Annotated in this window: 24 protein-coding genes; 9 read left to right on the forward strand and 15 right to left on the reverse strand. The window is 68.4% G+C overall.

Features of this window, described 5'->3' with window-relative positions:
- Positions 1-190: 190 nt before the first annotated feature.
- From PVZ72_RS01675 to choX, 5 genes are read right to left on the reverse strand one after another with little or no spacing between them, the layout of a single operon-like run.
- On the reverse strand, positions 191-1,180 hold the full coding sequence (locus PVZ72_RS01675) for an alpha/beta hydrolase (protein WP_273861044.1): 990 nt from the start codon (positions 1,178-1,180) through the stop codon (positions 191-193).
- Complete coding sequence (locus PVZ72_RS01680) at positions 1,177-1,647, reverse strand: thioesterase family protein (RefSeq protein WP_273861045.1); 471 nt, start codon at positions 1,645-1,647, stop codon at positions 1,177-1,179. The genes PVZ72_RS01675 and PVZ72_RS01680 overlap by 4 nt, the downstream gene beginning before the upstream one ends.
- Before the next feature lie 8 nt (positions 1,648-1,655).
- Positions 1,656-2,600 (reverse strand): L-carnitine dehydrogenase, encoded by a 945-nt coding sequence (locus tag PVZ72_RS01685; protein ID WP_273861046.1) that lies wholly within the window; start codon positions 2,598-2,600, stop codon positions 1,656-1,658.
- On the reverse strand, positions 2,597-3,484 hold the full coding sequence (locus tag PVZ72_RS01690; RefSeq protein WP_058791816.1) for a 3-keto-5-aminohexanoate cleavage protein: 888 nt from the start codon (positions 3,482-3,484) through the stop codon (positions 2,597-2,599). The genes PVZ72_RS01685 and PVZ72_RS01690 overlap by 4 nt, the downstream gene beginning before the upstream one ends.
- Positions 3,485-3,503: 19 nt before the next feature.
- Positions 3,504-4,439: a choline ABC transporter substrate-binding protein gene (choX, locus tag PVZ72_RS01695; protein WP_273861047.1), complete on the reverse strand. Its 936-nt coding sequence runs from the start codon at positions 4,437-4,439 to the stop codon at positions 3,504-3,506.
- Positions 4,440-4,594: 155 nt separating this feature from the next.
- Between choX and PVZ72_RS01700 the strand changes: the two genes are divergently transcribed.
- The 7 genes from PVZ72_RS01700 (at position 4,595) to etfB (ending at position 13,932) form a co-directional block, all read left to right on the forward strand.
- Positions 4,595-5,581 (forward strand): GlxA family transcriptional regulator, encoded by a 987-nt coding sequence (locus tag PVZ72_RS01700; protein ID WP_273861048.1) that lies wholly within the window; start codon positions 4,595-4,597, stop codon positions 5,579-5,581.
- A 131-nt stretch (positions 5,582-5,712) separates the two neighbouring features.
- On the forward strand, positions 5,713-6,690 hold the full coding sequence (locus tag PVZ72_RS01705) for a dipeptidase (protein ID WP_017641587.1): 978 nt from the start codon (positions 5,713-5,715) through the stop codon (positions 6,688-6,690).
- Between the two features lie 188 nt (positions 6,691-6,878).
- Complete coding sequence (locus PVZ72_RS01710) at positions 6,879-7,409, forward strand: DUF5943 domain-containing protein (protein WP_007160248.1); 531 nt, start codon at positions 6,879-6,881, stop codon at positions 7,407-7,409.
- Positions 7,410-7,514: 105 nt separating this feature from the next.
- Positions 7,515-9,575 carry a dimethylglycine demethylation protein DgcA gene (gene dgcA, locus PVZ72_RS01715; protein WP_187980671.1) on the forward strand — a complete coding sequence of 687 codons (2,061 nt, stop codon included), beginning with the start codon at positions 7,515-7,517 and terminating at the stop codon, positions 9,573-9,575.
- Between the two features lie 164 nt (positions 9,576-9,739).
- Positions 9,740-11,731 carry a dimethylglycine demethylation protein DgcB gene (gene dgcB / locus PVZ72_RS01720; RefSeq protein WP_273861049.1) on the forward strand — a complete coding sequence of 664 codons (1,992 nt, stop codon included), beginning with the start codon at positions 9,740-9,742 and terminating at the stop codon, positions 11,729-11,731.
- 175 nt (positions 11,732-11,906) lie between these two features.
- Positions 11,907-13,142 carry an electron transfer flavoprotein subunit alpha gene (gene etfA / locus PVZ72_RS01725; protein ID WP_273861050.1) on the forward strand — a complete coding sequence of 412 codons (1,236 nt, stop codon included), beginning with the start codon at positions 11,907-11,909 and terminating at the stop codon, positions 13,140-13,142.
- A gap of 16 nt (positions 13,143-13,158) precedes the next feature.
- A complete protein-coding gene (etfB, locus tag PVZ72_RS01730) occupies positions 13,159-13,932 on the forward strand; it encodes an electron transfer flavoprotein subunit beta (protein ID WP_187981277.1) in 774 nt (257 codons plus the stop codon).
- Positions 13,933-14,339: 407 nt separating this feature from the next.
- Here etfB and polA read toward each other — a convergent pair whose 3' ends face one another.
- Positions 14,340-17,087, reverse strand: coding sequence for a DNA polymerase I (gene polA / locus PVZ72_RS01735; protein ID WP_273861051.1), 2,748 nt, complete (start codon positions 17,085-17,087; stop codon positions 14,340-14,342).
- A 111-nt stretch (positions 17,088-17,198) separates the two neighbouring features.
- Between polA and PVZ72_RS01740 the strand changes: the two genes are divergently transcribed.
- Both PVZ72_RS01740 and PVZ72_RS01745 read left to right on the forward strand, forming a co-directional pair.
- Positions 17,199-17,489 (forward strand): DUF2782 domain-containing protein, encoded by a 291-nt coding sequence (locus PVZ72_RS01740; RefSeq protein WP_273861052.1) that lies wholly within the window; start codon positions 17,199-17,201, stop codon positions 17,487-17,489.
- Between the two features lie 62 nt (positions 17,490-17,551).
- Positions 17,552-18,505, forward strand: coding sequence for a homoserine kinase (locus PVZ72_RS01745; RefSeq protein ID WP_187980668.1), 954 nt, complete (start codon positions 17,552-17,554; stop codon positions 18,503-18,505).
- A 31-nt stretch (positions 18,506-18,536) separates the two neighbouring features.
- Here PVZ72_RS01745 and PVZ72_RS01750 read toward each other — a convergent pair whose 3' ends face one another.
- The 9 genes from PVZ72_RS01750 to PVZ72_RS01790 form a co-directional block, all read right to left on the reverse strand.
- Positions 18,537-18,869 (reverse strand): hypothetical protein, encoded by a 333-nt coding sequence (locus PVZ72_RS01750; protein WP_273861053.1) that lies wholly within the window; start codon positions 18,867-18,869, stop codon positions 18,537-18,539.
- Positions 18,866-19,786 carry a hypothetical protein gene (locus tag PVZ72_RS01755; protein WP_273861054.1) on the reverse strand — a complete coding sequence of 307 codons (921 nt, stop codon included), beginning with the start codon at positions 19,784-19,786 and terminating at the stop codon, positions 18,866-18,868. The genes PVZ72_RS01750 and PVZ72_RS01755 overlap by 4 nt, the downstream gene beginning before the upstream one ends.
- 23 nt (positions 19,787-19,809) lie before the next feature.
- Complete coding sequence (locus PVZ72_RS01760) at positions 19,810-20,256, reverse strand: curli fiber surface-exposed nucleator CsgB (RefSeq protein ID WP_252977224.1); 447 nt, start codon at positions 20,254-20,256, stop codon at positions 19,810-19,812.
- Between the two features lie 108 nt (positions 20,257-20,364).
- Positions 20,365-21,204 (reverse strand): CsgG/HfaB family protein, encoded by an 840-nt coding sequence (locus PVZ72_RS01765; protein ID WP_017641598.1) that lies wholly within the window; start codon positions 21,202-21,204, stop codon positions 20,365-20,367.
- 15 nt (positions 21,205-21,219) lie between these two features.
- Positions 21,220-21,627, reverse strand: a complete 408-nt coding sequence (locus tag PVZ72_RS01770) for a curli assembly protein CsgF (RefSeq protein WP_187980664.1) — start codon at positions 21,625-21,627, stop codon at positions 21,220-21,222.
- The gene (gene csgE, locus PVZ72_RS01775) at positions 21,624-22,007 is read right to left on the reverse strand and encodes a curli production assembly/transport protein CsgE (RefSeq protein ID WP_133860331.1); all 384 of its coding nucleotides are present in this window, start codon (positions 22,005-22,007) and stop codon (positions 21,624-21,626) included. The genes PVZ72_RS01770 and csgE overlap by 4 nt, the downstream gene beginning before the upstream one ends.
- A complete protein-coding gene (locus PVZ72_RS01780) occupies positions 22,004-22,624 on the reverse strand; it encodes a helix-turn-helix transcriptional regulator (RefSeq protein WP_252977223.1) in 621 nt (206 codons plus the stop codon). Before PVZ72_RS01780 ends, csgE begins: the two co-directional genes overlap by 4 nt.
- Positions 22,625-22,851: 227 nt before the next feature.
- Complete coding sequence (locus PVZ72_RS01785; RefSeq protein ID WP_208694884.1) at positions 22,852-23,862, reverse strand: SIS domain-containing protein; 1,011 nt, start codon at positions 23,860-23,862, stop codon at positions 22,852-22,854.
- A 112-nt stretch (positions 23,863-23,974) separates the two neighbouring features.
- Positions 23,975-25,411 (reverse strand): sigma-54-dependent transcriptional regulator, encoded by a 1,437-nt coding sequence (locus PVZ72_RS01790; protein WP_208693435.1) that lies wholly within the window; start codon positions 25,409-25,411, stop codon positions 23,975-23,977.
- Positions 25,412-25,429 lie beyond the last annotated feature (18 nt).

The following is a 25,429-nucleotide window of genomic DNA, read 5'->3' on the forward strand; positions in this document are numbered from 1 at the left end:
TAGCCGGATGTCGTTTTTGGAAAGCGCCTCGCCGTCTGCCCAGGCAATGTAGATTTATTACGACGCCCTGCCCGGACAATCTGCCGCAGGGTCAAGGGCGAGGTTCGCCGTTAGAATGGCGCCTATCAACGACATTTTCCGGTTGTTCGCCACCAGAGTCGAGCAACCCCCGGTTACACACTGAGGCCCATCAGGGCGTTTGAACCTCTTCCGTCTCCAGCGGTTGAGGTTTTTTTTTGTCTTTTGCCAGGTCAGCGGTGGGCAGGGTGCCCAATTCGCCAGCGAGAAAGCGCTCCAGGGCCTCGCGCAGGGCCTCGGCCCTCTGGCCCCGCGCGCGCAGGGCGCCGTGCAACAGACCGGCACCTTGCCACAGGCGACAGGGCGTCCCGCCGCCACGCAGGGCAGCGGCATAGGCGCGGCCGTGGTCGGCCAGGGGATCGCGCTGGGCCACGGCGACCAGGGCCGGCGCCAACCCGCTGAAATCGCCAGCCTGCAACGGCAGGGCGAGAGGCTCGCGGCGCTCCGCCGGGCGGGGCAGATAGACATCCAGACACGCCCGCCAGTCGGCGGCGCTCAGCAGCGGCGCCTGGGCCTGCCGGCGTTCGCTGGGCAGCATCCGTGCGGTCAGCGCGGGATAGATCAATGCCTGGGCCCGCGGCTGGGCACGCCTCTGCTGCCGCAGCGCCAGGCACAGGGCGGCAGCGAGAGCGCCGCCGGCACTGTCGCCGGCCACCGCCAGCCGGGTCGGGTCCAGCCCCAGGGTCAAGGCTTGCTGCTGCAACCAGTCCCAGGCCTGGCAGGCATCGTCCAGGGCGGCGGGATAGGGGTGTTCGGGCGCCAGGCGATAGTCCACCAGCAGCACCGCCAGTCCCAGTCGTTGCGCCAGCCGTGCTGCGAGAAAGCCATGGGAATCCAGGTCGCCGAGCATCCAGCCGCCGCCGTGCAGATAGAGCAGGGCGGGGCGGTCAGCGGCGGACTCCCGCGGCGCCACCAGCCGCAACGGCACGGCGCCAGCGCGGTGATCGCTGACCGCCAGGCCCCTGTAATCAGCCGGCGCCAGGGCGGCGCAGAGCCGCGCATAGGCCTGGCGCTGTGCCCGGAGGTCCGGATCGATGGTGGCGAAGGCCTGGCTGGCCGCGACGAAGGCGGCCATGTCCGCCGACAGCGGCGGCGCCTTCATGGGCGGGGCGGAGGCAGGCCGATGACCCGCCCGACATGCTCCGGCCAGGGCTCGTCCCGCTGCGCCGCCAGCCGGGTCGCCAGCCAGTCGTGCACCCGTGGCGCGAAGGGCGCGGAACGGGGGCCGTCCAGGTGGACGTGCAGCAGCAGTTGCTCGGAGGCGGCCAGCAGGTCGGCCTGGCCCTGGTGATGGAGGCCGAAGTGCAGGTGCAGCCGCTTGGCGTCCAGCGCCAGGAATCTCACCCGCACCTCCAGCCGGGCATCCGCCTTCACTTCATGGAGGAAGTTGAGGTGGCACTCCAGGGTGAACAGCGAGTGCCCGCTGGCGGCGCGGCCGGCGGCGTCCAGGCCCATGGCGTCCATCAGGGCGTCGCTGGCGTGGCTGAAGATCAGCAGGTAGTAGGCGTCGCGCAGGTGGCCGTTGTAGTCGACCCACTCGGGCGCGACCGGGGTGCGATGGATGATCATGGCCGCTCCTAGTCCCGAATCCCGTGGCGCGTCTTGCAGTCGGCGATGGCCGCCTGCACCGCCAGCAGGCAGTCGTCGCGATAGCGCTCCAGCGCCGCCAGTTCCAGATCGCCCTGCTGGGCCTGGGTACCCTCGACCACGGCGTCGATCAGGCCGTCGGTCAGCTCCGGGGCTTCCAGGTAGGTCCAGGGCAGCTTCAGCGCCGGACCGAATTGCTGCATGAAGTGGCGCATGCCCGCCGGGCCGCCGGCCAGGGTGTAGGTCAGGAAGGTGCCCATGAACGACCAGCGCAGGCCGGCGCCATAGCGGATGGCGTCGTCGATCTCGCCAGTGGTGGCGACGCCGTCGTTGACCAGGTGCAGGGCTTCGCGCCAGAGCGCTTCGAGCAGGCGATCGGCGATGAAGCCGGGCACCTCCTTGCGCACCCGCAGCGGTCGCATGCCCAGCTCGCGATAGAAGGCTTCGGCGCGCTCCAGGTTGGCCGCCGAGGTCTGGCGGCCACCCACCACCTCCACCAGCGGCAGGAGATAGACCGGATTGAACGGATGGCCCACCAGACAGCGCTCGGGGTGCAGCGCCTCCGCATAGAAGTCGCTCGGCAGCAGGCCCGAGGTGCTGGAGCAGATCAGGGCGTCGGGCCGGGCCGCGCGACTGACCTGGGCATGCAGTTCGCGCTTGAGCTCCAGGCGTTCGGGGGCGCTTTCCTGGATGACGTCGGCGCTGGCCACCGCGGCGTCCAGGTCGGTATGGAAACTCAGGCGCTCCAGGCTGGCAGCGGGTGCCAGGCCCTGGGCCTCCAGGGCCGGCCAGGCATTGGCCAGGCGGATGCGCAGGGCGGCCTCGGCGCCGGGTGCCGGGTCCCAGGCGCGCACCGTAAGGCCGCGGGCCAGGGCGCGGGCGATCCAGCCGGCACCGATCACGCCGGTGCCGAGGGCGGCGAAGACGGCGCTCATCGGGCACCTCCCAGCTGCATCCGGTCCCGCCCTTCGGCGGGGCTCAGGGCGCGCCCGCCCAGCCGCTCGATGATCTGGATGACCCGCTCCACCAGGCTGCCGTTGGTGGCGTGGACACCCCGGTCCAGCCAGAGATTGTCTTCCAGGCCGACGCGAACGTTGCCGCCCAGCAGCATGGCCTGGGCGGCCATGGGCATCTGCATCCGGCCGATGCCGAAGCCGGCCCAGCAGGCGCCCGCCGGCAGGTTGTCGACCATGGCCTTCATGGTGGTGGTATCGGCCGGGGCGCCCCAGGGAATGCCCAGGCACAGCTGGAACAGCGGATCCTTCAGCAGACCCTCCTTGAGCAGCTGCTTGGCGAACCAGAGGTGACCGGTGTCGAAGATCTCCAGCTCGGCCTTCACCCCCAGTTCGGTGATGCGCCTGGCCCCGGCCCGCAGTTGCGCGGGGGTGGACACATAGATGAAGTCGCCGTCGCCGAAGTTGAGGGTGCCGCAATCCAGGGTGCAGATGTCCGGGCGCAATTCCTCGACATGCAGCAGGCGGGTAAGGGGGCCGACCAGGTCCGAGCCGGGCCCGAAGTCGGTGGGCGTCTCGCCCGGCCCTATCTCCAGGTCGCCGCCCATGCCGGCGGTGAGGTTGATGACGATCTCGGCGTCCGCCTCGCGGATGCGCTCGACCACCTCGCGATAGAGGGCCACGTCGCGACTCGGCTTGCCGGTGGCGGGATCGCGCACATGGGCGTGCACCACGGTGGCGCCGGCGCGGGCCGCTTCCAGGGCGGCGGCGGCGATCTGCGCCGGGGTAACGGGGACATGGGGATTGCGGCCTACGGTATCACCGGCGCCGGTCAGGGCGCAGGTGACGATGACATCGGTGTTCATGGGGTCTGTCCTTGGGCGATCAGAGCTTGAGAGCAGCGGCGGGCTGGCCGGTACGGGTGGTCACGCCCTGGAGAAAGGCGTCGAGGCGTCGCGGGTGGTCCTTGAGCCAGGCGCGGGCGGCGTCCTTGGGCGCGGTGCGCTCCAGGATGGGCGCCATCACGGCACTGACCTCGGCACTGTCCATGTGCAGATTGCCGAGCAGCCGCTGGACGTTGGGGCAGCGCTGCGGATAGTCGGCGGTGGTGACCACCGAGACCGTGGCCTGGCCTTCGTTGGGGCCGAAGACGTCTTCGCTGCCGGTCAGGTAGCGCATCTTGATCTGCAGGTTCATCGGGTGCGGCTTCCAGCCGAAGAACACGATCCACTCCTTGCGCTTCTCGGCCCGGCGCACGGCGGTGAGCATGCCCGCCTCGCTGGATTCCACCAGTTGGAAGTCCTTGAGGCCGAAGCGGTCGGTCTTGATCATTTCGGCAGTGCCACGGTTGGCGCCGCTGCCCGGCTCGATGCCGTAGATCTTGCCGCCGAGCTTGTCCTTGAAGCGGGCGATGTCGGCAAAGGTCTTCAGGCCCGCCTCGTAGACGTACTCGGGTACCGCGAAGGTGGACTGGGCATCGGCCAGCAGCGGCGGGGTCAGCACCTTGACCTGGCCCTTGTCGACGAAGGGCTGCACCACCGGCTGCATGGTCGGCTGCCAGTAGCCGAGGAACACGTCCAGATTCTTGTCACCCATGGCCGCCATGATGATCTGCTGGGAGGCGGTGGTCGGCTTCACGCCGTAGCCGAGGCCTTCGAGCATGACCTCGGCCAGGGCACTGGTGGCGACCACGTCGGTCCAGCCGACAATGCCCATCCGCACCGTCTGGCAGCTGTCGGGATCGGCGGCGCGGGCGCTGCCGAGGGTGGCGGCCAGCAGGCCGCAGGCGAGGAGGGTGGTGCTGAGGGTCTTGTTGGGCATGGCGAACTCCCTGGGGCGGCGGGCGGGGATGACTGCCGGTTGCCTTCTACCCTAGGCGCCTCGCCCCGCGGTCATGTGCAGCCCGACGACCGGAATTTGCACCCTGGCGACCTTCTTGCTTGCACAAGCCAATCGTTACCAGGGACGCCCCACCCATGCCGCAGTCCTTTGCCTTTCTCCTGTTGCCCGGCTTTTCCGCCCTGGGCTTCATCGCCACCCTGGAACCCCTGCGGGTAGCCAATCGCTTTCGTCCGGGCAGCTATGGCTGGCGCATCCTCGGTCGCGAGGGCGCGGCGGTGACCGCCAGCAACGGCATGTCGGTCAATGTCGACGGCGGCCTCGACGCCCTGGAGCCGGGCACCACCCTGTTCGTGGTGGCCGGTTTCGAGCCCCTGGCCCATTACGACGACGACCTCGCCAGCTGGCTGCGCCAGGTCGCCCGCCACGGCCATCCCCTGGGCGGCATCGACACCGGTGCCCTGGTGCTGGCCCGCGCCGGGCTGCTGGACGGCCACCGGATCACCCTGCACTGGGAGGCGGTGGCGGCCTTTCGCGAAGCCTGGCCGCAACTGGAAGTGACCGGCGAGCTGTTCGAGATCGACCGCGGTCGCATCACCTGCGCCGGCGGCACGGCCAGTCTCGACCTGCTGCTGGAGCTGATCGGCCGCAGCCACGGCAGCGCACTGGCGGTGCAGGTCTCCGAGCAATTCGTGCTCGGGCGCATCCGCCCGCCGCGCGAGCACCAGCGGCTGCAGGTGGCGCAGCGCTACGGCATCGCCAACCGCAAGCTGATCCGGGTGGTGGAGCGCATGGAGCGCCATACCGAGACACCCCTGGGCACCCTGGAACTGGCCGCCGGCATCCAGGTGACCCGCCGCCAGCTGGAGCGGCTGTTCCGCCTCCATCTGCAGACGACCCCCTCCACCTTCTATCTGCAGCTGCGCCTGGATCGGGCGCGCCAGCTGCTGCAGCAGGGCGAGGCCAGTGTGCTGGACGTCGCCCTGGCCTGCGGCTTCGAGTCCGCGTCCTATTTCTCCCGCTGCTACCGCCAGCGCTTCGGCCTGAGTCCGCGGGAAGACCGGCCGCACCGGTCGTCGGCGCCGGAGTCCGCGGCGGCGGTCGCGGGCCTGCCGCCGGGGTAGGCCGATCCGGTCACTGACGCTTCTGGTGATACCCCTGTCGTTTTTGCATCCGGTCGGCCAGGACCCCGGGGCTATGCTGGCCTCGAATCGCCGGCACCCGTTCCGGCGCGAGACCAACGCCGGAGCCTGTCATGAATGCCACCGAACTCCACGCTGACAGCATCGTCATCGACGGGCTGATCATCGCCAAGTGGAACCGCGAACTCTTCGAAGACATGCGCAAGGGTGGCCTGACCGCCGCCAACTGCACCGTCTCGGTATGGGAGGGCTTCCAGGCGACGGTCAACAACATCGCGGCGAGCCAGAAGCTGATCCGCGAGTGCAGCGATCTGGTGGTCCAGGTACGCACCACCGCCGAGATCCGCCAGGCCAAGGCCCAGGGCAAGACCGGCATCCTGTTCGGCTTCCAGAACGCCCATGCCTTCGAAGACCAGATCGGCTACGTCGAGATCTTCAAGCAGCTCGGCGTGGGCATCGTGCAGATGTGCTACAACACCCAGAACCTGGTGGGCACCGGCTGCTACGAGCGCGACGGCGGTCTGTCCGGCTTCGGCCGCGAGATCGTCGCCGAGATGAACCGCGTCGGCATCATGTGCGACCTCTCCCACGTCGGCTCCAAGACCAGCGAGGAAGTCATCCTCGAATCCAAGAAGCCGGTCTGCTACTCCCACTGCCTGCCGTCCGGCCTGAAAGAGCATCCGCGCAACAAGTCGGACGCGGAACTCAAGTTCATCGCCGACCACGGCGGCTTCGTCGGCGTGACCATGTTCGCCCCCTTCCTGGCCAAGGGCATCGACTCGACCATCGACGACTACGCCGAGGCCATCGAGTACGTGATGAACCTGGTGGGCGAAGACGCCATCGGCATCGGCACCGACTTCACCCAGGGCCACGGCCACGACTTCTTCGAGTGGCTGACCCACGACAAGGGCTACGCCCGTCGCCTGACCAGCTTCGGCAAGATCGTCAACCCGCTGGGCATCCGCACCGTGGGCGAATTCCCCAACCTGACCGAGACCCTGCTCAAGCGCGGCATGCCCGAGCGCACCGTGCGCAAGGTCATGGGCGAGAACTGGATGCGCATCCTCGGCGAAGTCTGGGGCGAGTAGTGAATACCTCTGGAGCCTACTGCGCACACCGCTAGCGGCGTCGCGTCCTCGCGCCAGGTTCGCCGTACCTCGGTACTGCTCTCACCTGGCGCTGCGGGGCTCCTTGCCAGCGGCGCGCTCGCTACGGCTCCACAGGCATTCACCCACACCTTTTTTTAGATACGTATTAGCGAATCGGAGCTCCACACATGGCCAGCCACGCCCCCGAAATGCCCATCCAGGTCGACGACGAAACCGGCGTCTGGACCACCGACGCCCTGCCGATGCTGTACGTACCCAGGCACTTCTTCGTCAACAACCACATGGGCATCGAAGAAGTCCTGGGCGCCGACAAGTACGCCGAGATCCTCTACAAGGCCGGCTACAAGTCCGCCTGGCACTGGTGCGAGAAGGAAGCCGAATGCCATGGCATCCATGGCGCCGCGGTGTTCGAGCACTACATGAAGCGCCTGTCGCAGCGCGGTTGGGGCCTGTTCGAGACCCAGAAGCTCGACCTGGACACCGGCTACGCCGAGGTCAAGCTCAAGCATTCCGCCTTCGTCTACGTCTACGGCAAGGTCAATCGCAAGGTGGACTACATGTTCACCGGCTGGTTCTCCGGCGCCATCGACCAGATCCTGGCCGCCAAGGGCAGTGCCATCCGCACCGTCACCGTCCAGGAATACAGCGGTTCCGAAGAAGGCCACGACGACGGCCTGTTCGTCACCCGGCCGAAGTAACGCCGCGCCCCCGGGTGGCCGCCGACCCGCTCGCCGCCACCCCAGCGACACCCCAGAGCAAGAGCGCGGCTCAAGACCGCGCACCAGCCGATCGAGGAGAAGGTCATGGCCTTCGAAGCAATGTTCCAGCCGATCCAGATCGGCAAGCTCACCATCCGCAACCGCGTACTCTCCACGGCCCATGCCGAGGTCTATGCCACCGACGGCGGCATGACCACCGAGCGCTACGTCAAGTATTACGAAGAGAAGGCCAAGGGCGGCATCGGCCTGGCCATCTGCGGGGGTTCCTCGGTGGTCGCCATCGACAGCCCGCAGCACTGGTGGAGTTCGGTCAACCTCTCCACCGACCGCATCATTCCGCACTTCCAGAATCTGGCCGACGCCATGCACAAGCACGGCGCCAAGATCATGATCCAGATCACCCACATGGGGCGTCGTTCGCGCTGGGACGGCGGCCACTGGCCGACCCTGATGTCGCCGTCGGGCATCCGCGAGCCCGTGCACCGCGCCACCTGCAAGACCATCGAGCCGGAAGAGATCTGGCGGGTGATCGGCAACTTCGCCCAGGCCGCGCGCCGGGCCAAGGCCGGCGGCCTGGACGGCGTCGAGCTGTCCGCCGTGCACCAGCACATGATCGACCAGTTCTGGTCGCCGCGGGTCAACAAGCGCACCGACGAATGGGGTGGCAGCTTCGAGAACCGCATGAGATTCGGCATGGAGGTGCTCAAGGCCGTGCGCGCCGAGGTCGGTGACGACTTCTGCGTCGGTATGCGCATCACCGGCGACGAATTCCACCCGGACGGTCTGTCCCACGACGACATGAAGCAGATCGCCAAGTACTACAGCGACACCGGCATGCTCGACTTCATCGGCGTGGTCGGCTCGGGTTGCGATACCCACAACACCCTGGCCAACGTCATTCCCAACATGACCTATCCGCCGGAGCCCTTCCTGCACCTCGCGGCGGGCATCAAGGAAGTGGTCAACGTGCCGGTGCTGCACGCCCAGAACATCAAGGACCCGAACCAGGCCACCCGCATTCTGGAGGGCGGCTACGTCGACATGGTCGGCATGACCCGCGCTCACATCGCCGATCCGCACCTGATCACCAAGATCAAGATGGGTCAGATCGACCAGATCCGTCAGTGCGTCGGCGCCAACTACTGCATCGACCGCCAGTACAACGGCCTGGACGTGCTGTGCATCCAGAACGCCGCCACCAGCCGCGAATACATGGGCCTGCCGCACATCATCGAGAAGTCCACCGGGCCCAAGCGCAAGGTGGTCATCGTCGGCGGCGGTCCGGCAGGCATGGAGGCCGCGCGCGTCTCCGCCGAGCGTGGCCATGACGTCACCCTGTTCGAGAAGCAGGAGCAGCTCGGCGGCCAGATCACCCTGGCCTCCCGCGCGCCGCAGCGCGACCAGATCGCCGGCATCACCCGCTGGTACCAGCTGGAGCTGACGCGCCTGGGCATCGACCTGCGTCTGGGCACCGCTGCCGATCCGGCGACCATCCTCGACCTGCGCCCGGACATCGTCATCCTGGCCAACGGCGGCCATCCCTTCCTGGAACAGGTCGACCACTGGCACGCCGCCGACGGTCTGGTCGTCAGCAGCTGGGACATCCTCTCGGGCAAGGTCGAGCCGGGCAAGAACGTGCTGGTGTACGACACCATCTGCGAATTCACCGGCATGTCGGTGGCCGACTACCTGGCCGACAAGGGCGCCCAGGTCGAGATCGTCACCGACGACATCAAGCCGGGCGTGGCCATTGGCGGGACCACCTTCCCGACCTACTACCGCAGCCTCTATCCCAAGGAAGTGATCATGACCGGCGACCTGATGCTGGAAAAGGTCTACGCCGAGGGCGACAAGAAGATCGCGGTACTGGAGAACGAATATACCGGCGCCCGCGAGGAGCGCGTGGTCGACCAGGTCGTCATCGAGAACGGCGTACGCCCGGACGAGGGCCTCTACTACGCCCTCAAGGAAGACTCGCGCAACAAGGGCCAGATGGACATCGAGGCGCTGTTCGCCATCGAGCCACAGCCGGCGCTCGGCGAGACCGGCAACGGTTACCTGCTCTACCGGATCGGCGACTGCGTGGCCCAGCGCAACACCCACGCCGCCATCTACGATGCCCTGCGCCTGTGTAAGGACTTCTAAGACGGCCTAATCGCTGCTTGAAAATTCGCGGCCATGGGCCGCTCCTACAGGCTCCGAACGTACCTCGTAGGAGCGGCCCATGGCCGCGATAGCTCACCTTCTGCGGCCCCGGCGCTTCGCTACCCCGGCCGCGCCTGCGGGGCCCGCCCTGTGAGGATAGATCGATGTTGAACACCATCCTCCCCATCCTGCTCTTCGCCGCCCTGGCCCTCACCGTGATCGGCGCCGTGCGCCGCTTCAGCCTCTGGCGGCAAGGGCGTCCGGCCGAGGTCGACTGGCTCGGCGGGCTGCTGAAGATGCCGCGGCGCTACCTGGTGGACCTGCACCACGTGGTCGACCGCGACAAGTACATCTCCAAGACCCACGTGGCCACCGCGGGCGGTTTCGTCCTGGCGGCGCTGCTGGCCATCCTGGTGCACGGCTTCGGCCTGCACAGCCGCATCCTCGGCTGGGCGCTGCTGGCGGCCACCGCCTGCATGTTCACCGGTGCCCTGTTTGTCGCCAAGCGCCGCCGCAACCCACCGGCGCGGCTGTCCAAGGGCCCCTGGATGCGCCTGCCCAAGAGCCTGCTGGCCTTTGCCGCGAGCTTCTTCATCGCCACCCTGCCGGTCGCCGGCATCCTGCCGCCGGACTTCGGGGGCTGGATTCTGGCCGCGGTGCTGGCGGTCGGTGTGGCCTGGGGCGTGTCCGAGCTGTTCCTCGGCATGACCTGGGGCGGTCCCATCAAGCACGCCTTCGCCGGCGCCCTGCACCTGGCCTGGCACCGCCGCGCCGAGCGCTTCAGCACCCCGCACAACGCCAGCGCCGCCCGCTCCAGCGGCCTCAAGGCGCTGGACCTGCACGATCCCAAGGCGCCGCTGGGTGTGGAAAAGCCCGCCGACTTCACCTGGAACCAGCTGCTCGGCTTCGACGCCTGCGTCCAGTGCGGTCGTTGCGAGGCCATGTGCCCGGCCTTCGCCGCCGGCCAGCCGCTCAACCCCAAGAAGCTGATCCAGGACATGGTCGTCGGCCTCAAGGGCGGCAGCGATGCCCGCTACTTCGGCTCACCCTATCCGGGCCAGCCGGTCGGCGAACACGCCGGCGGTCCGCACCTGCCTATCGTCGCGCGTCAGGGCAAGGCCCTGGTGGACGCCGAGACCCTCTGGTCCTGCACCACCTGCCGTGCCTGCGTCGAGGAATGCCCGATGATGATCGAGCACGTCGACGCCATCGTCGACATGCGTCGGCACCTGACCCTGGAACGCGGCGAGACGCCGAACAAGGGCGCCGAGGTGCTGGAAAATCTCATCGCCACCGACAACCCCGGCGGCTTCGCCCCTGGTGGCCGCCTGAACTGGGCCGCCGACCTGGACCTGCCGCTGATGCAGGACAAGGGCCAGGCCGAGGTGCTGTTCTGGGTCGGCGACGGCGCCTTCGACATGCGCAACCAGCGCACCCTGCGCGCCTTCGTCAAGGTGCTCAAGGCGGCCAAGGTGGACTTCGCCGTGCTCGGTCTGGAAGAACGCGACAGTGGTGACGTTGCCCGTCGCCTGGGCGACGAGGCGACCTTCCAGCAACTGGCCAGGCGCAACATCGAGACCCTGGGCAAGTATCGCTTCCAGACCATCGTCTCCTGCGATCCCCACAGCTTCCACATGCTCAAGAACGAATACGGCGACCTGGGTGGCCACTACCAGGTGCAGCACCACAGCACCTTCATCGAGACCCTGCTCAGCCGCGGCACCCTGCACCTGGGCCAGCACGCCCTGGCCGAGCAGGGCGCCACCATCACCTATCACGATCCCTGCTACCTGGGCCGCTACAACGGCGAGTACGAGGCGCCGCGCGCGGTGCTCAAGGCGCTGGGTATCGCGGTCAAGGAGATGGAGCGTTCCGGCTTTCGTTCGCGCTGCTGCGGCGGTGGCGGCGGCGCGCCGATCACCGACATCCCCGGCAAGCAGCGGATTCCCGACATGCGCATGGCCGACATCCAGGAAACCGGCGCCGAGCTGGTGGCCGTGGGCTGCCCCCAGTGCACCCTGATGCTGGAAGGCGTGGTCGCCCCGCGTCCGGAGATCAAGGACATCGCCGAGCTGGTGGCCGAGGCCATCGTCGAGGCACCGGTGGACAGCAAGCCGGCCGCCGCCCGGCGGCCGGTCGCGGAGGCCCTGTCGTGAGCGGGCGTCGGGGCCCCCTCACCCTAGCCCTCTCCCCGCGGGGAGAGGGGATGATCAGGTGTGCCAGACAAGTCCCGGTGTTCACCGCTTTTACCCCCTCTCCCCTCAGGGGAGAGGGCTGGGGTGAGGGGCCCACCGCGCGCCTCACCTGCCATTTCCAAACGGAGCGCCCAGCATGAGCATCATTCGTCGCGACCCGCGCCGCGAGTGGATCGCGCGCAACCGTCTGCATCCGCTGCATGCGAGCATCGCCAGCAGCGCCGATGCCGAAAGCCGCTGGATGGGGCCAAACGGCCTGGTCCGCAAGAATCCCCACGCCGCGGCCGCCGGTTTCGTCGGCCCCCAGGGCGTCAAGCGTATCGACCGCAGCGGCGCCCAGCAGGGCGGTGGCCGTCGTGGCGCCGCCCAGGCGGTGGAAGAACAGCTGCCGCTGCACCGGATCGCCGAACCGGCCTTCTACATCGCCGTGGTGCCGGATCTGGTCAGTGGTCGCCTGACCGCCCATGACCGTGACCTGCTGGGCCTGGCCCGGCAACTGGCCGGCGCCGAGGGCGCCGTGCTGGCAGTGGTCTTTGGCGAGGTCAAGGAAACGGCCTTCGATACCGCCGGGGTGGATCGCCTGCTGCATCTGGACGGCGAGCAATTCCAGGGCTATGCCCCCGAACAGCGGGTGCTGGCGCTGCGCGCGGTGAACAACGAACTGCAGCCGCGTCACTGGCTGCTGCCCGACAGCCGCAGTGGTGGCGGCGAACTGGGTCGGCGCCTGGGCGCCGCTCTGCACGAGCGCCCCGCCACCCGCGTCTGGCAGGTCAAGGACAACCTGGTCATCGGCCGTGCCGGGGCCGGTCGCCAGGATCTGCAGCAGCCGCTGCCGAGGCTGGTCCTGGCCCTGCCGGAGTGCGCGGAGCCGGTCGGCGAGACCCGTCACGAGGTCCTGCCGGTAACCCTGAGCGGCAATATCGCCCGCCACCTGCCACGCATCGAGGACCTCGGCCCGGTCGCTGTCGACCCCATGCAGATTCCCCTGGCCGAGGCCGAATTCATCCTCTCCGGTGGCAACGGCATCCGCGACTGGGATCTCTTCCACAGCACCGCCGCGCTACTGGGCGCCACCGAGGGCGCCTCGCGGGTGGCGGTAGACGACGGCCATATGCCGCGCAACCGCCAAGTCGGCGCCACCGGGACCTGGGTCACCGCCCGGGTCTATCTGGCCGTGGGCATCTCCGGCGCCGTGCAGCACCTGCAGGGCATCGCCAGTTGCGACAAGGTCATCGCCATCAACACCAATCCGGGTTGCGACATGGTCAAGCGTGCCGATCTGTCAGTGATCGGCAACGGTGACGCCATCCTGGCCGCCCTGGCGCGGCTGGTCGAACAACAGCGGGCAGGGGAGTTGCAGGATGTCGCTTGAGCAGAAGCTGCCGTCGCTGGACGGCGTCAAGGTCGTGGCCCTGGTGTCCGTTGGCGCCCATCCCACTTCCGGGCGTGCCCGGCGGGCGGAACAGGATGCCCGCGCCGTCGAACTCGGCCTGCGCCTGGTGGGCGACAAGCTGCGCGTCCTGCACGCCGGTGATCCCGCCGAAGAGGCCCTGCGCGGCTATCTGGGCATGGGTGTGCCGGCCCTGCACGTACTGGAACAACCGGCGGGCGCCGATGCCCTGCCAGCCCTCGGTGAGACCCTGCGCGAGGTCGGTGCCGGCCTGGTACTGACCGGCAGCCAGGCGGAAACCGGCGAAGGTTCGGGTCTGCTGCCCTATCTGCTAGCCGAGACCCTCGGCTGGCCGCTGGTGGTCGGCCTCGCCGCGGTGGAAGCCGTGGAAGGTGGCCAGGCGACCGTACTGCAAGCCCTGCCGCGCGGTCAGCGCCGGCGGCTGCGGGTACGGCTGCCCTTTGTCGCCAGTGTCGACAGCGCCGCTCCGGCGCCGCGGCAAAGCGCCTTCGGCCCGGCCCGGCGTGGCGAGCTGCAGGTGGAGACCATCGAGATCGTGCAGGACAGCCTGTTCGAAAACGGCGAATTGCAACCGGCCAAGGCCCGTCCCAAGCGCCTCAAGGTGATCAAGGCCAAGACCGCCGCCGACCGCTTCAAGGCCGCCACGGCCAAGGCCTCCGGCGATGGTGGCCAGGTCCTCAAGGACCTGACCCCGGAAACGGCAGCGGCCGCCATCTTCAAGGTATTGCGCGAGGAAGGCGTGGTGCGCTGAAGCCGTATCCCCTCTCCCTCTGGGAGAGGGCTAGGGTGAGGGCACCTTCGGCGCCCCATCCTCAGGTGGAAAAGGCTACGCCGTTTTCCACGCTACGAGGTCGCGGTGCCAAAACCACGCTCCAAACCGCCCCCTCTCCCTCAGGGAGACGGCCGGGGTGAGGGTGCCCTTGGCACTCAATCCTCAGGTGGAAAAGGCGGCGCCGTTTTCCACGCTACGAGGTCGCGGTGCCAAAGCCACGCTCCAAACCGCCCCTCTCCCTCAGGGCGAGGGCCGGGGTGAGGGTACCCTTGGCACTCAATCCTCAGGTGGAAAAGGCTACGCCGTTTTCCACGCGACCGAGGGTGACAGGACCCGTAGGTTGGGCTGAGCCTGCGAAGCCCAACGATCCCAACCTCCAGCGCCCATCAGTGCGCCTCGTCCCAATTGCCACCCACCCCCGACTCCACCAGCAGTGGCACGTCCAGCTCGCCGGCACCGCTCATCAGCGGTAGCAGGCCTTCGCGCAGGCGCTCCACTTGGTCTTCGCGGACCTCCAGCACCAGTTCGTCGTGTACCTGCAGGATCACCCGGGCGTCCAGCTCCGGGGTCGACTGCAGCCAGCCATCCACGGCGATCATGGCGCGCTTGATGATGTCCGCCGCGGTGCCCTGCATGGGCGCGTTGATCGCCGCCCGCTCGGCGGCGCGACGCAGGCCCTGGTTCTTGGAGTGGATGTCCGGCAGGTACAGCCGGCGGCCATAGAGGGTCTCCACATAGCCCTGGTCCACCACCTGGGCGCGGGTGCGCTCCATGTAGGCCAGCACGCCGGGATAGCGCTGGAAATAACGATCGATATAGGCCTGGGCCTCGGCCCGGCCGACGCCGATCTGCTTGGCCAGGCCGAAGGCGCTCATGCCGTAGATAAGGCCGAAGTTGATGGCCTTGGCGCGGCGGCGATCCTCGTTGCTGACCTCTTCCAGCGGCACACCCATCACCTCGGCGGCAGTGGCGCGGTGCACGTCCAGGTCGTTCTGGAAGGCGTGCAGCAGGCCTTCGTCCTGGGCCAGGTGAGCCATGATGCGCAGCTCGATCTGCGAATAGTCCGCCGCCAGTAGGCGATAGCCTTTCGGCGCGACGAAGGCCTGGCGGATGCGCCGGCCCTCGGCGGTACGGATCGGGATGTTCTGCAGATTCGGGTCGCTGGAAGACAGCCGGCCGGTCGCCGTCACCGCCTGGTGGTAGCTGGTATGGATACGGCCGGTACGCGGATTGATCTGCTGCGGCAGCTTGTCGGTGTAGGTGCTCTTGAGCTTGCTCATCTGCCGGTACTGCATCAGCACCTTGGGCAGCGGGAAGTCCTGGTCGGCCAGTTCCTGCAGCACCGCCTCGGCGGTGGAAGGTTGGCCGGAGGCGGTCTTGCTGACCACCGGCAGACCCAGCTTGACGAAGAGGATCTCGCCCAGCTGCTTGGGCGAACCCAGGTTGAATTCCTGGCCGGCCAGTTCATAGGCCTCCTTTTCCAGGGCGATCATCTTCTCGCCCAGCTCGCGGCTCTGCACCCCGAGCAGCGCCGAATCCACCAGGGCGCCGTTGCGCTCGATACGCGCCAGCGACGGCACCAGCGGCATCTCGATGTCGCGCAGGACCCCAGCCAGGCCGGGGATGGCTTCCAGCCTGGGCCAGAGCGTCTCGTGCAGACGCAGAGTGACATCGGCATCCTCGGCGGCATAGGGTCCGGCCTGCTCGATGGCGATCTGGTCGAAGGTCAGCTGCTTGGCGCCCTTGCCGGCGATGTCCTCGAAGCGGATGGTGCTGTGGCCCAGGTACTTGAGCGCCAGGCTGTCCATGTCGTGGCGGGTGGCGGTGGCGTCCAGTACGTAGGATTCGAGCATGGTGTCGAAGGCGATGCCCTGGATCGTGATGCCGTAGCGGGTCAGCACATTGAGGTCGTACTTGCCGTGCTGCATGATCTTGAGCTTGGCCGGGTCCTCCAGCAGCGGCTTCAGCGCGGCCAGCACCGGCTCCAGCGCGAGCTGGGTCGGCGCGCCCATGTAGCTGTGGGCCAGCGGCACATAGGCGGCCTGGCCCGGCGCCACGGCGAAGGACAGCCCCACCAGCTCGGCGCGCTGGGCATCGATGCTGGTGGTCTCGGTGTCGAAGGCGAAGCGGTCGGCGGCCTGCAGGCGCGCCAGCCAGGCGTCGAAGTCGGCCTGTTCCAGCACCGTGTCGTAGTGGGTTTCCACCTGGGTGGTGGCGGCGTCCTCGGCCAGCGGCAGGGGAGCGCCCTGGCGCTTGGTGTCGCGGATCAGGTCATCCAGCCAGGACTTGAATTCCAGTTCCTGGTAGAGCGCCATCAGGGCTTCCACATGGGGCTCGCCGACTTTGAGCTCGTCGAAGGTCAGTTCCAGCGGCACGTCCAGTTTGATGGTCGCCAGCTGGTAGGACAGGTAGGCCTGCTCGCGATGCTGATCCAGCTTGGCGGCCAGCGACTTGGCGCCGCGCAGGGGCAGGGCGGCTACCGCGTCGAGGTTGGCGTAGAGGGTATCCAGGCCACCGCCGATGCCGTTGAGCAGGCCGGCGGCGGTCTTTTCGCCCACCCCGGGTACCCCGGGGATGTTGTCGATCTTGTCGCCCATCAGCGCCAGGTAGTCGATGATCAGCTCGGGACCGACGCCGAACTTGGTCCTGACCCCTTCCACGTCCAGTACGCTGCCGCTCATGGTGTTGACCAGGGTGACATAGGGGCAGACCAGCTGGGCCATGTCCTTGTCGCCGGTGGAGATCACCACCGGGCGCTCGGCGCTGGCGCAATGACGGGCGAGGGTGCCGATGACATCGTCGGCTTCCACCCCTTCGACGGCCAGCAGCGGCAGGCCCAGGGCGCGGATGCAGGCGTGCAGCGGCTCGACCTGACCGCGTAGGTCGTCGGGCATGGCCGGGCGCTGGGCCTTGTAGTCGGCGAAGAGTTCGTCGCGGAAGGTCGGGCCCTTGGCGTCGAAGACCACCGCGAAGAGGCTGTCCGGATACTGGCGGCGCAGCGAGAGCAGCATGTTGAGCACGCCCTTCACCGCGCCGGTCGGCTTGCCGGTGGAGGTCATCAGCGGCGGCAGGGCATGGAAGGCGCGATAGAGATAGGAGGAACCGTCCACCAGGACGAGAGGGGCGTGGCTCATGGTCTAAACCTTTGTCGTGGCGTGTGCGGCGTCTGTCCGGCCAGTCTCGACGACAACTGGGCCGGGTTCTAGAATCGACCACTCGCTCCGTTCAAAAGGTCAAAGGTTACCATGGGTGCTCGTCGCTTCCTCTTCGCCGCGTTGCTGCTGGCGCCGCTGGTCCAGGCCGCGGAACCGCTGCCACCGGGGGAAAAGCCCCTGCCTGACGAGATCAAGGTGATCCGCTACCAGGCCGGCGACCAGACCATCGAGGAGACGCGCATCCGCGGGGTACTGCAATCCACCCGGGTCATCCCCAAGCATGGCGCGCCTTACGAGCTGGTGCCCGCCGATGGCAGCAGCACCGCCGCCAACGACAAGCCGATCCTGCACGTCCCCAGCTGGCGCCTGTTCAGCTGGTAGGCGCAAGGCGCCTGGACCGGTAAACTGCGCGCCGCTCGCACATTCCTCCGCCAGGCCCTGTCATGTCCGTCTTCACGCCCCTTGATCGTCCCACCCTCGAAGCCTTTCTCGCGCCCTATGGCCTGGGCCGGCTGCGGGATTTCCGGGGCATCGCCGAGGGCTCGGAAAACACCAACTACTTCATCAGCCTGGAAGGCGGCGAATTCGTCCTGACCCTGGTGGAACGCGGTCCGGTGGCGGAGATGCCGTTCTTCATCGAATTGCTCGATGTCCTCCACGACGCCGACCTGCCGGTGCCCTATGCGGTGCGCACCCAGGATGGCCAGGCCCTGCGCCAGCTGGCCGGCAAGCCGGCGCTGCTGCAACCGCGCCTGGCCGGCCGCCACGAGCGTGCGCCCAATCCCCATCATTGCGGCGAAGTCGGCCACCTGCTGGGCCATCTGCACCGGGCCACCGCCGGCGAGCGCCGCATCGAGCGCGCCAGTGATCGCGGCCTGGCCTGGATGCTGGCCGAAGGCGAGCGCCTGGCGCCGGGCCTGGACGCCACGGCCCGGCCGCTGCTGGAGCGCACCCTGGGGGAGATCCGCGAGCTGCTGAGCGAGCAGCCACCGTTGCCCGAGGCCAATCTGCACGGCGACCTGTTCCGCGACAACGTGATGTTCGACGGCCCCCGGCTGTCGGGCGTCATCGACTTCTACAATGCCAGTTCCGGCTGGATGCTCTATGACCTCGCCATCACGGTGAACGACTGGTGCTCCACCGAGAGCGGCGCCCTGGACCTGCCGCGCGCTCGGGCGCTGCTGGCGGCCTATGCCGCCGATCGTCACTTCACGCCGCGGGAAGCCGAATTGTGGCCGGTGCTCCTGCGCGTCGCCTGCGTGCGCTTCTGGCTATCGCGACTGATCGCCGCCCAGGCCTTTGCCGGCCAGGACGTGCTGATCCATGACCCGGCCGAATTCCAGCAGCGCCTGGCGGCGCGGCAGCAGACCCCGCTGGAATTGCCGCTGACCCTGTAGCCACGGTTCCACGTGGAACCACCAGGCTGAGCTACAGCTGCAGCCGGCGCTCGATGACAGGCTGCGCCTGTCCCTGCCGCTGCCAACTCAGCGTCGCCTCGATCAGACTGCCCGGTGCGGCGCCCAGGCGCGTGGTGACCGGGCAACCGTCACCCCTGGCCGCGCCGGCCTGACGGGTGCGGGCGACACCACCCGGTCCGTGCAATTCGATGACGAGTTCGTAGCTCAGGGGTGCGTCTTCGCCGGTAAAGCACAGCTGCACCTGAGCGCCCGCCGGTTGCGGCTGCAACTCCAGGCGGGCGCTGGCCGCGGCGCCGCCCGCCAGGGGCAGGAGGGCCGCGAGCAGCCAGGCGGCGCGCGTCACCGCTGGTTGATGGTGGCGCTGTTGCCGAAGCCGCTCTGCGAGATCCGCGCGCTGTCGTTGAAGCCGTTGAAGTTGGCCGAGGTCTGCAGGATGCTCGCGCGGTTGCTGTCGCCGACCTGGCTGACGCTGGCCGTGCTGATGGCGCTGGTGACGTCGAGGCGCGCCTCGTTGCCGTTGCCGCTCTGGACGATGCTGGTCTGGTTGCTGTCACCCTGGACGGTGACGCTGGCCAGGTTGTCGTCGCCGGTGGAGCTGCCGCTGAAGCGATTGCCGCGGCCGGCCTGGTCGACGTTCAGGGTGTTGCGATTGCCGTCCTGGGTAAAGGTCAGTTCGTTGAACTTGCCGGAGGAGAGCACCGTGGCGACATTGGCCTGGCCACGCTGGGTCAGCTCCACGGTGTCGACCGAGTAGCCCTGCTGGGTCAGATCGATGCGGTTGTCGGTGCCGGACTGGGCGAGGGTCGCCGTCACCGCATCGCCGCTCTGGTCGACGCGCACCTGGTTGTTGTCGCCGTTCTGCTCCAGGGTCAGCTGGGCGCTGGAGGCCGACTGGACCAGGGTGCCGCTGTTGCTGCCCACGGAGCTGATGGTGGCCTGGTTGCCGAAGCCGTCCTGGGCCAGGGTGTGGACGCTGCTGCCGCCTTCCTGGCGCAGGGTCGCCACATTGCCCTGGGCATAGCCGTAGATGTCGCCGCCCTGGGTGATGGTGGCGCTGCTGGCGCCGGTCTGGACCACGCTGATCGCGTTGCCTTCGCCCTGCAGCTGATAGAGGGACGCGCTATTGCCGGCGCCGCTCTGGTCCAGGGTGAGGGTGCCGTTGGTGCCGTCCTGCTGGACGAGGGCGGTGCTGTTCTGGGCGAGGGCGTTGGTGGCCACGAGGGCCAGCGTCAGGGCGGCCAGGGGCCTGAGTAGAAACATCTGTCTGATCTCCATGAGTGCCATCAGCGGTACTGACGTACCACCGTGTTCTGGTTGCTTCCGTACTGGACGATGCGGCTGGACAGGCCCGAGCCGTGCTGTTCGATGCGGGCGTTGCCCTGGACGCCGAGTTGCAGGATGTCGGCCTGGTTGCCGCTGCCGACCTGCTCGATGCGTGCGACGTTGCCGTAGCCGCCCTGGAGGATGACCGCGCTCAGTTCCGTTCCATCCTGCAGGATGCGGGCTTCCTGGGCGGCGCCGCTCTGGGCCACCTGGGCGCGCAGCGCGGTGCCGCGCTGGTCGATGAGCGCCTGGTTGCCTACGCCGAGCTGGCGGATGACGGCGTCGCGTCCGGCCGCCGGCGCCTGACCCAGGTCGCCGGTCTCCATGAGATCGGCGGCCGACGCCAGGGTGTCCAGGCCGAGTGCCAGGGCGAGGACCACGGCCAGGCCGCGGGTTGGGCTGCGCATCTCTGTCACCGTCATTGCCTAAGATTCTCCGCCTGGCATTGTCCGGAGCCGCCTGGCCCATCGCTATCGCTCCAGGGAGCGAATCCCGCGGGGCCGGCGGCTTAATCCCTAGCGCCGGGTCGGTTCCAGGTACTTGGTCAGCGCCGGGTCGCGCGGATCGCGACCGTCGGCCACCAGCCACAGGCGCCGCTCGACGCCCTGGGCGACCAGATGGGCGACCGCCGCCTCGATGGCCGAGAGCACGCACAGCTGCGCCGGCTCGTTGGTGGTGTAGCCGGACTCGGCTTCGAGCAGCTTCTTGAATTCGATGAACTTGAAGACCCCGGCCTGGCGCCCGATGGAGTAGATGGTCTTGGAGGTCATGACATTGGCCAGCACCCGACCGCTGCGGGTATCGATGGCACGCAGATTGACCGTGACCTGATCCACCCGGTACTCCTCGGACAGGCCGATGCCCAGGTAGCGGGCCCCCTCGCCGCCGCTGCGGACGTTGGTGTCGTAGGCCACCACGCCGCCTTCGAGCAGCAGGTTGGCCGCCTGCAGCGACGGCAGCGCCTGCTGCAGATTCTCCGGCAGGTCCGGCTTGTTCTGGGTGGCACGGATGATCTTGCGTTCGGTCAGCAGATTCTGCAGGCCCTCGCGTTCGAGCACCACGAACCAGCCACTCGCCTGCAAGGCGTCCACCAGCATGCTGCCGGCGCCCTGGGTCACGGCGGTGGAAAAGGAGCTGGCCGGATTGGGCTTGTACTGCCCGGTCTGGTCGCGGAAGCCGTAGACGGCGGCCACCAGCGGGCCCTTGGGCGGTGGCAGCGCCAGCAGGTCATAGTAGGTGGAGGCGCGCGGCGTCAGGGTCGGGGCGGCGTTCTGTTCGGCGGGCATGGGGTCGCGCACGCAGCCGGTCAGGACGAGGGCGGCGGTCAGGGCCGCCGCCAGGGAAAAGGCGTTCATGGCAGGCATCCGTGCTCAGGGTTGGTTGAAGCCGTTGACGGAGATTTCCGAAATCTCCCCGGTCCCGCGGTCGGTGATCTGCACGGTCAGGTTGCCGGAATCGTCGACGATGTTGACGATGAACTGGTCGGTGGACAGCGTGCCCGAGTTGCCGTCCTTGATGTCGGTCAGCACCTGGGACAGCAGCCGCGATTCCAGCTGGCTGGTGAAGCGTTCCAGGGGCGACTGGCTGCTGGCGCTGCTGCGCAGGTCGGGATCCTTGTGGCGATCCTGGGCGGTGGCGTTGTTCAGCAGGTAGGTGCCATTGAGCGGATTGCCGCCAAAGGACGGATTCACCGGCGAGTAGACCAGCTCGGTCGCCATGGCCGGGGTGACGCCCAGGGTGCAGAGCAGGGGCAGGGCCTTCCAGGCGTGCGCGTTCATAACTCGTCCTTATCCATGTCGAAAGTGTCCTGCAGCAGATTTTCCAGGCGCCGGCGGGTGATGCCCTCGTGGACCTGGTCCGCCGCGGCGTAGGCGGCATCCTTGAGTTCGCTGTTGTTCGGCGGAATGAACTGCCGGTAGAGCAGCCGCTGCTCGTACTCGACCCAGACCAGGCTGCCCCAGCGCGCCGAAGGCCGTTCGCGCACCACCAGGTTGAAGTCCAGGTCGGTGGTATCGGTCAGGCGGTCGGCGAAGTGGCGATAGAAGTCGTGGCCGAAGCGGGAGATGGTGTTGTCCACCAGCAGTCCCTGGATCAGCTCGCCCTCGGCCCGCAGCGGTCCGGCCAGCAGCAGGCCGAGCAGCAGCCAGGCCGCCTTCATCCCGGCAGGTCCTGCCCGGCATGGAAGCGCAGCGCCGCCTCGGCGCGATTGGCCGCGCCGGTCTTGCGCAGCAGGTTGTGCATGTGGCTCTTGACCGTGTGGGTGCTCAGGCACAGCGCCTCGCCGATGGCGGCGTTGGACAGCCCGCGCCCGACCAGCCGGAGGATCTCCCGCTCGCGCCGGGTCAGGCCGTCGGCGGCGATGCTGGGGCGCTCGCGGGAGCGCCGCAGCAGGTGGGCCAGGATGGCGCGGGGCAGCCAGTCCTCGCCGGCCAGCAGTGCGCCCAGCCCCTGCAGCAGCTGATCGCGGCTGGCCTGGGGGGCGAACACGCCCTGGATGGCGGGAAAGCGCTCGACCCAGGGCAGGGCCTGTTCGAGGCTGGCGTTGAGAAAGGCCACGGTGACCGCCGGCGCCAGGCTTTCCAGCCAGCGCTCCAGTGGCGCCTCGGGCACGCTGCCGAGATCGACCAGCACCAGGCTGGTCTCGCCGGCCGCTTCCAGCTCGCGGGCGCAGCTGAGCTCGATGCCGTGGCGTTCTTCGAGAAAGGGTTTGAGCAGTTCTGCCAGAAGGACGTTTCTCGTCGTCAGGCAGACCTTGCTCGCAGGTATCGCGCGCATGTCCATATGGGCTGTCTCATCATCCGTTGCGCGAACGCTGAGACAAATCGCCGGGAGCGACAAGAAAAAACTGACCGATTTCCAGCGACTTACCGGCTCTGTGGACCGTTTGGCAGATTACCCGTCGACCAGCCGTCGGCGGCTAGCTCCAAAGACTTAGCTCTCTGGATGGAGCGGGTAATCCAGGCGCTCTGCAAGCGGCAGCGCCTGGACGAGCGATCGCCGCCTCAGCGGGTGAGGGTGACCTTGCGCAGGTGGCGCGGCTGGTCCGGGTCCTGGCCCCGTGCCTCGGCCAGCAGTGCGGCCAGGCGATAGAAGCTCTGGATCGCCAGCAGGCCGTCCAGGTCCGGATGACCGGCGACGGCGAGGGGCAGGTCGCGCTCGGCGATCTCGTCCGGCGCGGCCAGCAGCACCCGCGCACCGCGTGCGCGCAGGTCCCGCGCCAGTTGCAGCAGACCGGCCTGTTCGGGGCCGCGCAGGGCAAAGATCAGCAGCGGATAGCCACGCTCCACCAGCGCCAGGGGACCGTGCTGCAATTCCGCGCCGCTGAAGGCCTCGCCCTGCAGCGCCGAGGTTTCCTTGAGCTTGAGCGCGGCCTCTTGGGCGATGGCGAAGCCCGGCCCGCGGCCGACCACCATGCAGCGTTCGGCGTCGCGCAGGACGGTCAGGGCCGGCGCCCAGCTCAGTTCGGCGGCGCGATCCAGGGCCTCGGGCAAGGCGACTCCAGCGGCAAGCAGGGTCTCGTCCTGCTGCCAGTGGGCGATCAGCCGGGCGGCGGCGGCCAGGGTGGCGATGAAGCTCTTGGTGGCGGTGACGCTGCGCTCGGGACCGGCCTGCACACCGATGGCATGGCGGCAGGCCAGGGCCAGCGGCGAGTCGATTTCGTTGACCAGGGCCGCGGTACGGGCGCCATAGCGATCCAGGGCGGACAGCGTCTCGATCAGATCGGGACTGCGTCCGGACTGGGAAAAGCCCAGGGCGAGCTGGCCTTCGACGCGCAGCGGCGCCTGGCGCAGGGTCACCAGCGAGGGCGGCAGGGACAGCACCGGCAGCCCCAGGTGGGCCATCGCCAGGTAGGCGAAATAACTGGCCGCATGGTCCGAGCTGCCACGCGCCACGGTCAGCGCCAGCTGTGGCGGATTGGCCCTGAGGTCGTCGGCCAGGGCCGCCAGGGCCTGGTCGATGGTCGCCAGTTGGCGGGCGACCGCCGCGCCACTGGCGGCGGCTTCTGCGAGCATGAGCGAGGTCAAGAGGGTCTCCTTGCGAATGCGTGTTGCACGACGCCTGTTGCACGACGCCTGAGTCCCTCACTCTGCCACTCGCGATCAGGCGCGACCAGCCGACCTTGGCCTAGTCGCCTTCGTCCGTCGCACCGCCGGTGAATTGCAGGTCATGCTTGCGCAGCTTGTCGGACAGCGTCTTGCGCGGCAGGCCGAGGGCTTCCGCCAGGCTGCGCAGAGAGGCGTGGGGTCGGGCCAGCTCGCGCTGGATGAGTTCGCGCTCGAAGGCCTCGACCTGCTCGCCCAGTCCGGCGGCCAGGGCTGCCGCGGCGGGCGCCGCCAGCACCGGGGCCGCGGCCACGGGCGGCGCCGTCATGGGCGCCAGGGGCGCATAGGCGCTGTTGTCCAGCGCCAGCTCCAGCCCCAGGGCGAAGCGCTCGGCGGCGTTCTGCAATTCGCGCACGTTGCCTGGCCAGCTGTGGGCGATGAGGGCCGCGCGCTGCTCGGCATCGGCTTCGCGCAGCGGCGTGCCATGGCGCTGGGCGGCGGCCAGGGCGAAATGGCGGAACAGCGGCAGGATGTCTTCGCTGCGCTCGCGCAGGGCGGGGATGCGCAGGGTGGCGACATTGAGCCGGTAGTAGAGGTCGGCGCGGAAGCGACCCTGGTCGGCGGCCTGGCGCAGGTCTTCCTTGGTGGCGGCGACCACCCGGATGTCCAGCGGGATCTGCTGGTTGGAGCCGAGGCGTTCGACCTTGCGCTCCTGCAGCAGGCGCAGCAGCTTGACCTGGACATCCAGGCTCATGCTCTCGATCTCGTCGAGGAAGAGGGTGCCGCCGCTGGCGTATTCGAACTTGCCGATGCGTCTTTTCTGGGCGCCGGTGAAGGCGCCCTGTTCATGGCCGAAGAGTTCGCTCTCCACCACGGATTCGGCCAGGGCGCCGGCGTTGATGGCGACGAAGGGGCCGTCGCGACGATTCGACAGGTCGTGCAGGGCGCGGGCCACCACCTCCTTGCCGGCGCCCGTCTCGCCATGGATCAGCACATCGGCCTGGGTCGCGGCGAGGGCGCCGATCTGGTCGCGCAGCCGGGCCATGCCCGGAGTCTGGCCGATCAGCCGGGTCTGGAGTTCATGACGCTCGGCGAGGGCCAGGCGCAGGCTGCGGTTTTCCAGCACCAGGTGGCGGGCGCCCAGAGCGCGGCGCACGCTGTCGATCAGCGCATCGTTGGCGAAGGGCTTTTCCAGGAAGTCATAGGCGCCGGCGCGCATGGCCTGCACCGCCAGGGGCACGTCGCCGTGGCCGGTGATCAGCACCACCGGCAATTCGGCGTCACGCTGGTGCAGCTGGGCCAGCAACTCCAGGCCATCGATGCCGGGCATGCGGATGTCGCTGACCACCACGCCGGGCCAGTCGCGCACGGCCGCCAGCTCCAGCTCGCGGGCATCGGCCAGGGTCGTCACCTTGAAACCGGCCAGGTCCAGGGTCTGGCTCAGCGCCAGGCGCAGGTGGGCGTCGTCGTCGATCAGCAGGATCTGGCTGGCGGGATCGAAGGGGGGCAGGGCACTCATGACTGGGACCTAAGGTAG

The sequence above is a fragment of the Pseudomonas sp. LA5 genome, assembly GCF_028640825.1.
Lineage (GTDB): Bacteria > Pseudomonadota > Gammaproteobacteria > Pseudomonadales > Pseudomonadaceae > Chryseomonas > Chryseomonas aestiva.

Coding starts and splice junctions, on each gene's coding strand:
- PVZ72_RS01675 (WP_273861044.1), bottom strand. CDS start 1,180: ATGAAGGCGCCGCCGCTGTCGGCGGACATGGCCGCCTTCGTCGCGGCC.
- PVZ72_RS01680 (WP_273861045.1), bottom strand. CDS start 1,647: ATGATCATCCATCGCACCCCGGTCGCGCCCGAGTGGGTCGACTACAAC.
- PVZ72_RS01685 (WP_273861046.1), bottom strand. CDS start 2,600: ATGAGCGCCGTCTTCGCCGCCCTCGGCACCGGCGTGATCGGTGCCGGC.
- PVZ72_RS01690 (WP_058791816.1), bottom strand. CDS start 3,484: ATGAACACCGATGTCATCGTCACCTGCGCCCTGACCGGCGCCGGTGAT.
- choX (WP_273861047.1), bottom strand. CDS start 4,439: ATGCCCAACAAGACCCTCAGCACCACCCTCCTCGCCTGCGGCCTGCTG.
- PVZ72_RS01700 (WP_273861048.1), top strand. CDS start 4,595: ATGCCGCAGTCCTTTGCCTTTCTCCTGTTGCCCGGCTTTTCCGCCCTG.
- PVZ72_RS01705 (WP_017641587.1), top strand. CDS start 5,713: ATGAATGCCACCGAACTCCACGCTGACAGCATCGTCATCGACGGGCTG.
- PVZ72_RS01710 (WP_007160248.1), top strand. CDS start 6,879: ATGGCCAGCCACGCCCCCGAAATGCCCATCCAGGTCGACGACGAAACC.
- dgcA (WP_187980671.1), top strand. CDS start 7,515: ATGGCCTTCGAAGCAATGTTCCAGCCGATCCAGATCGGCAAGCTCACC.
- dgcB (WP_273861049.1), top strand. CDS start 9,740: ATGTTGAACACCATCCTCCCCATCCTGCTCTTCGCCGCCCTGGCCCTC.
- etfA (WP_273861050.1), top strand. CDS start 11,907: ATGAGCATCATTCGTCGCGACCCGCGCCGCGAGTGGATCGCGCGCAAC.
- polA (WP_273861051.1), bottom strand. CDS start 17,087: ATGAGCCACGCCCCTCTCGTCCTGGTGGACGGTTCCTCCTATCTCTAT.
- PVZ72_RS01740 (WP_273861052.1), top strand. CDS start 17,199: ATGGGTGCTCGTCGCTTCCTCTTCGCCGCGTTGCTGCTGGCGCCGCTG.
- PVZ72_RS01745 (WP_187980668.1), top strand. CDS start 17,552: ATGTCCGTCTTCACGCCCCTTGATCGTCCCACCCTCGAAGCCTTTCTC.
- PVZ72_RS01755 (WP_273861054.1), bottom strand. CDS start 19,786: ATGTTTCTACTCAGGCCCCTGGCCGCCCTGACGCTGGCCCTCGTGGCC.
- PVZ72_RS01760 (WP_252977224.1), bottom strand. CDS start 20,256: ATGCGCAGCCCAACCCGCGGCCTGGCCGTGGTCCTCGCCCTGGCACTC.
- PVZ72_RS01765 (WP_017641598.1), bottom strand. CDS start 21,204: ATGAACGCCTTTTCCCTGGCGGCGGCCCTGACCGCCGCCCTCGTCCTG.
- PVZ72_RS01770 (WP_187980664.1), bottom strand. CDS start 21,627: ATGAACGCGCACGCCTGGAAGGCCCTGCCCCTGCTCTGCACCCTGGGC.
- csgE (WP_133860331.1), bottom strand. CDS start 22,007: ATGAAGGCGGCCTGGCTGCTGCTCGGCCTGCTGCTGGCCGGACCGCTG.
- PVZ72_RS01780 (WP_252977223.1), bottom strand. CDS start 22,624: ATGCGCGCGATACCTGCGAGCAAGGTCTGCCTGACGACGAGAAACGTC.
- PVZ72_RS01785 (WP_208694884.1), bottom strand. CDS start 23,862: ATGCTCGCAGAAGCCGCCGCCAGTGGCGCGGCGGTCGCCCGCCAACTG.
- PVZ72_RS01790 (WP_208693435.1), bottom strand. CDS start 25,411: ATGAGTGCCCTGCCCCCCTTCGATCCCGCCAGCCAGATCCTGCTGATC.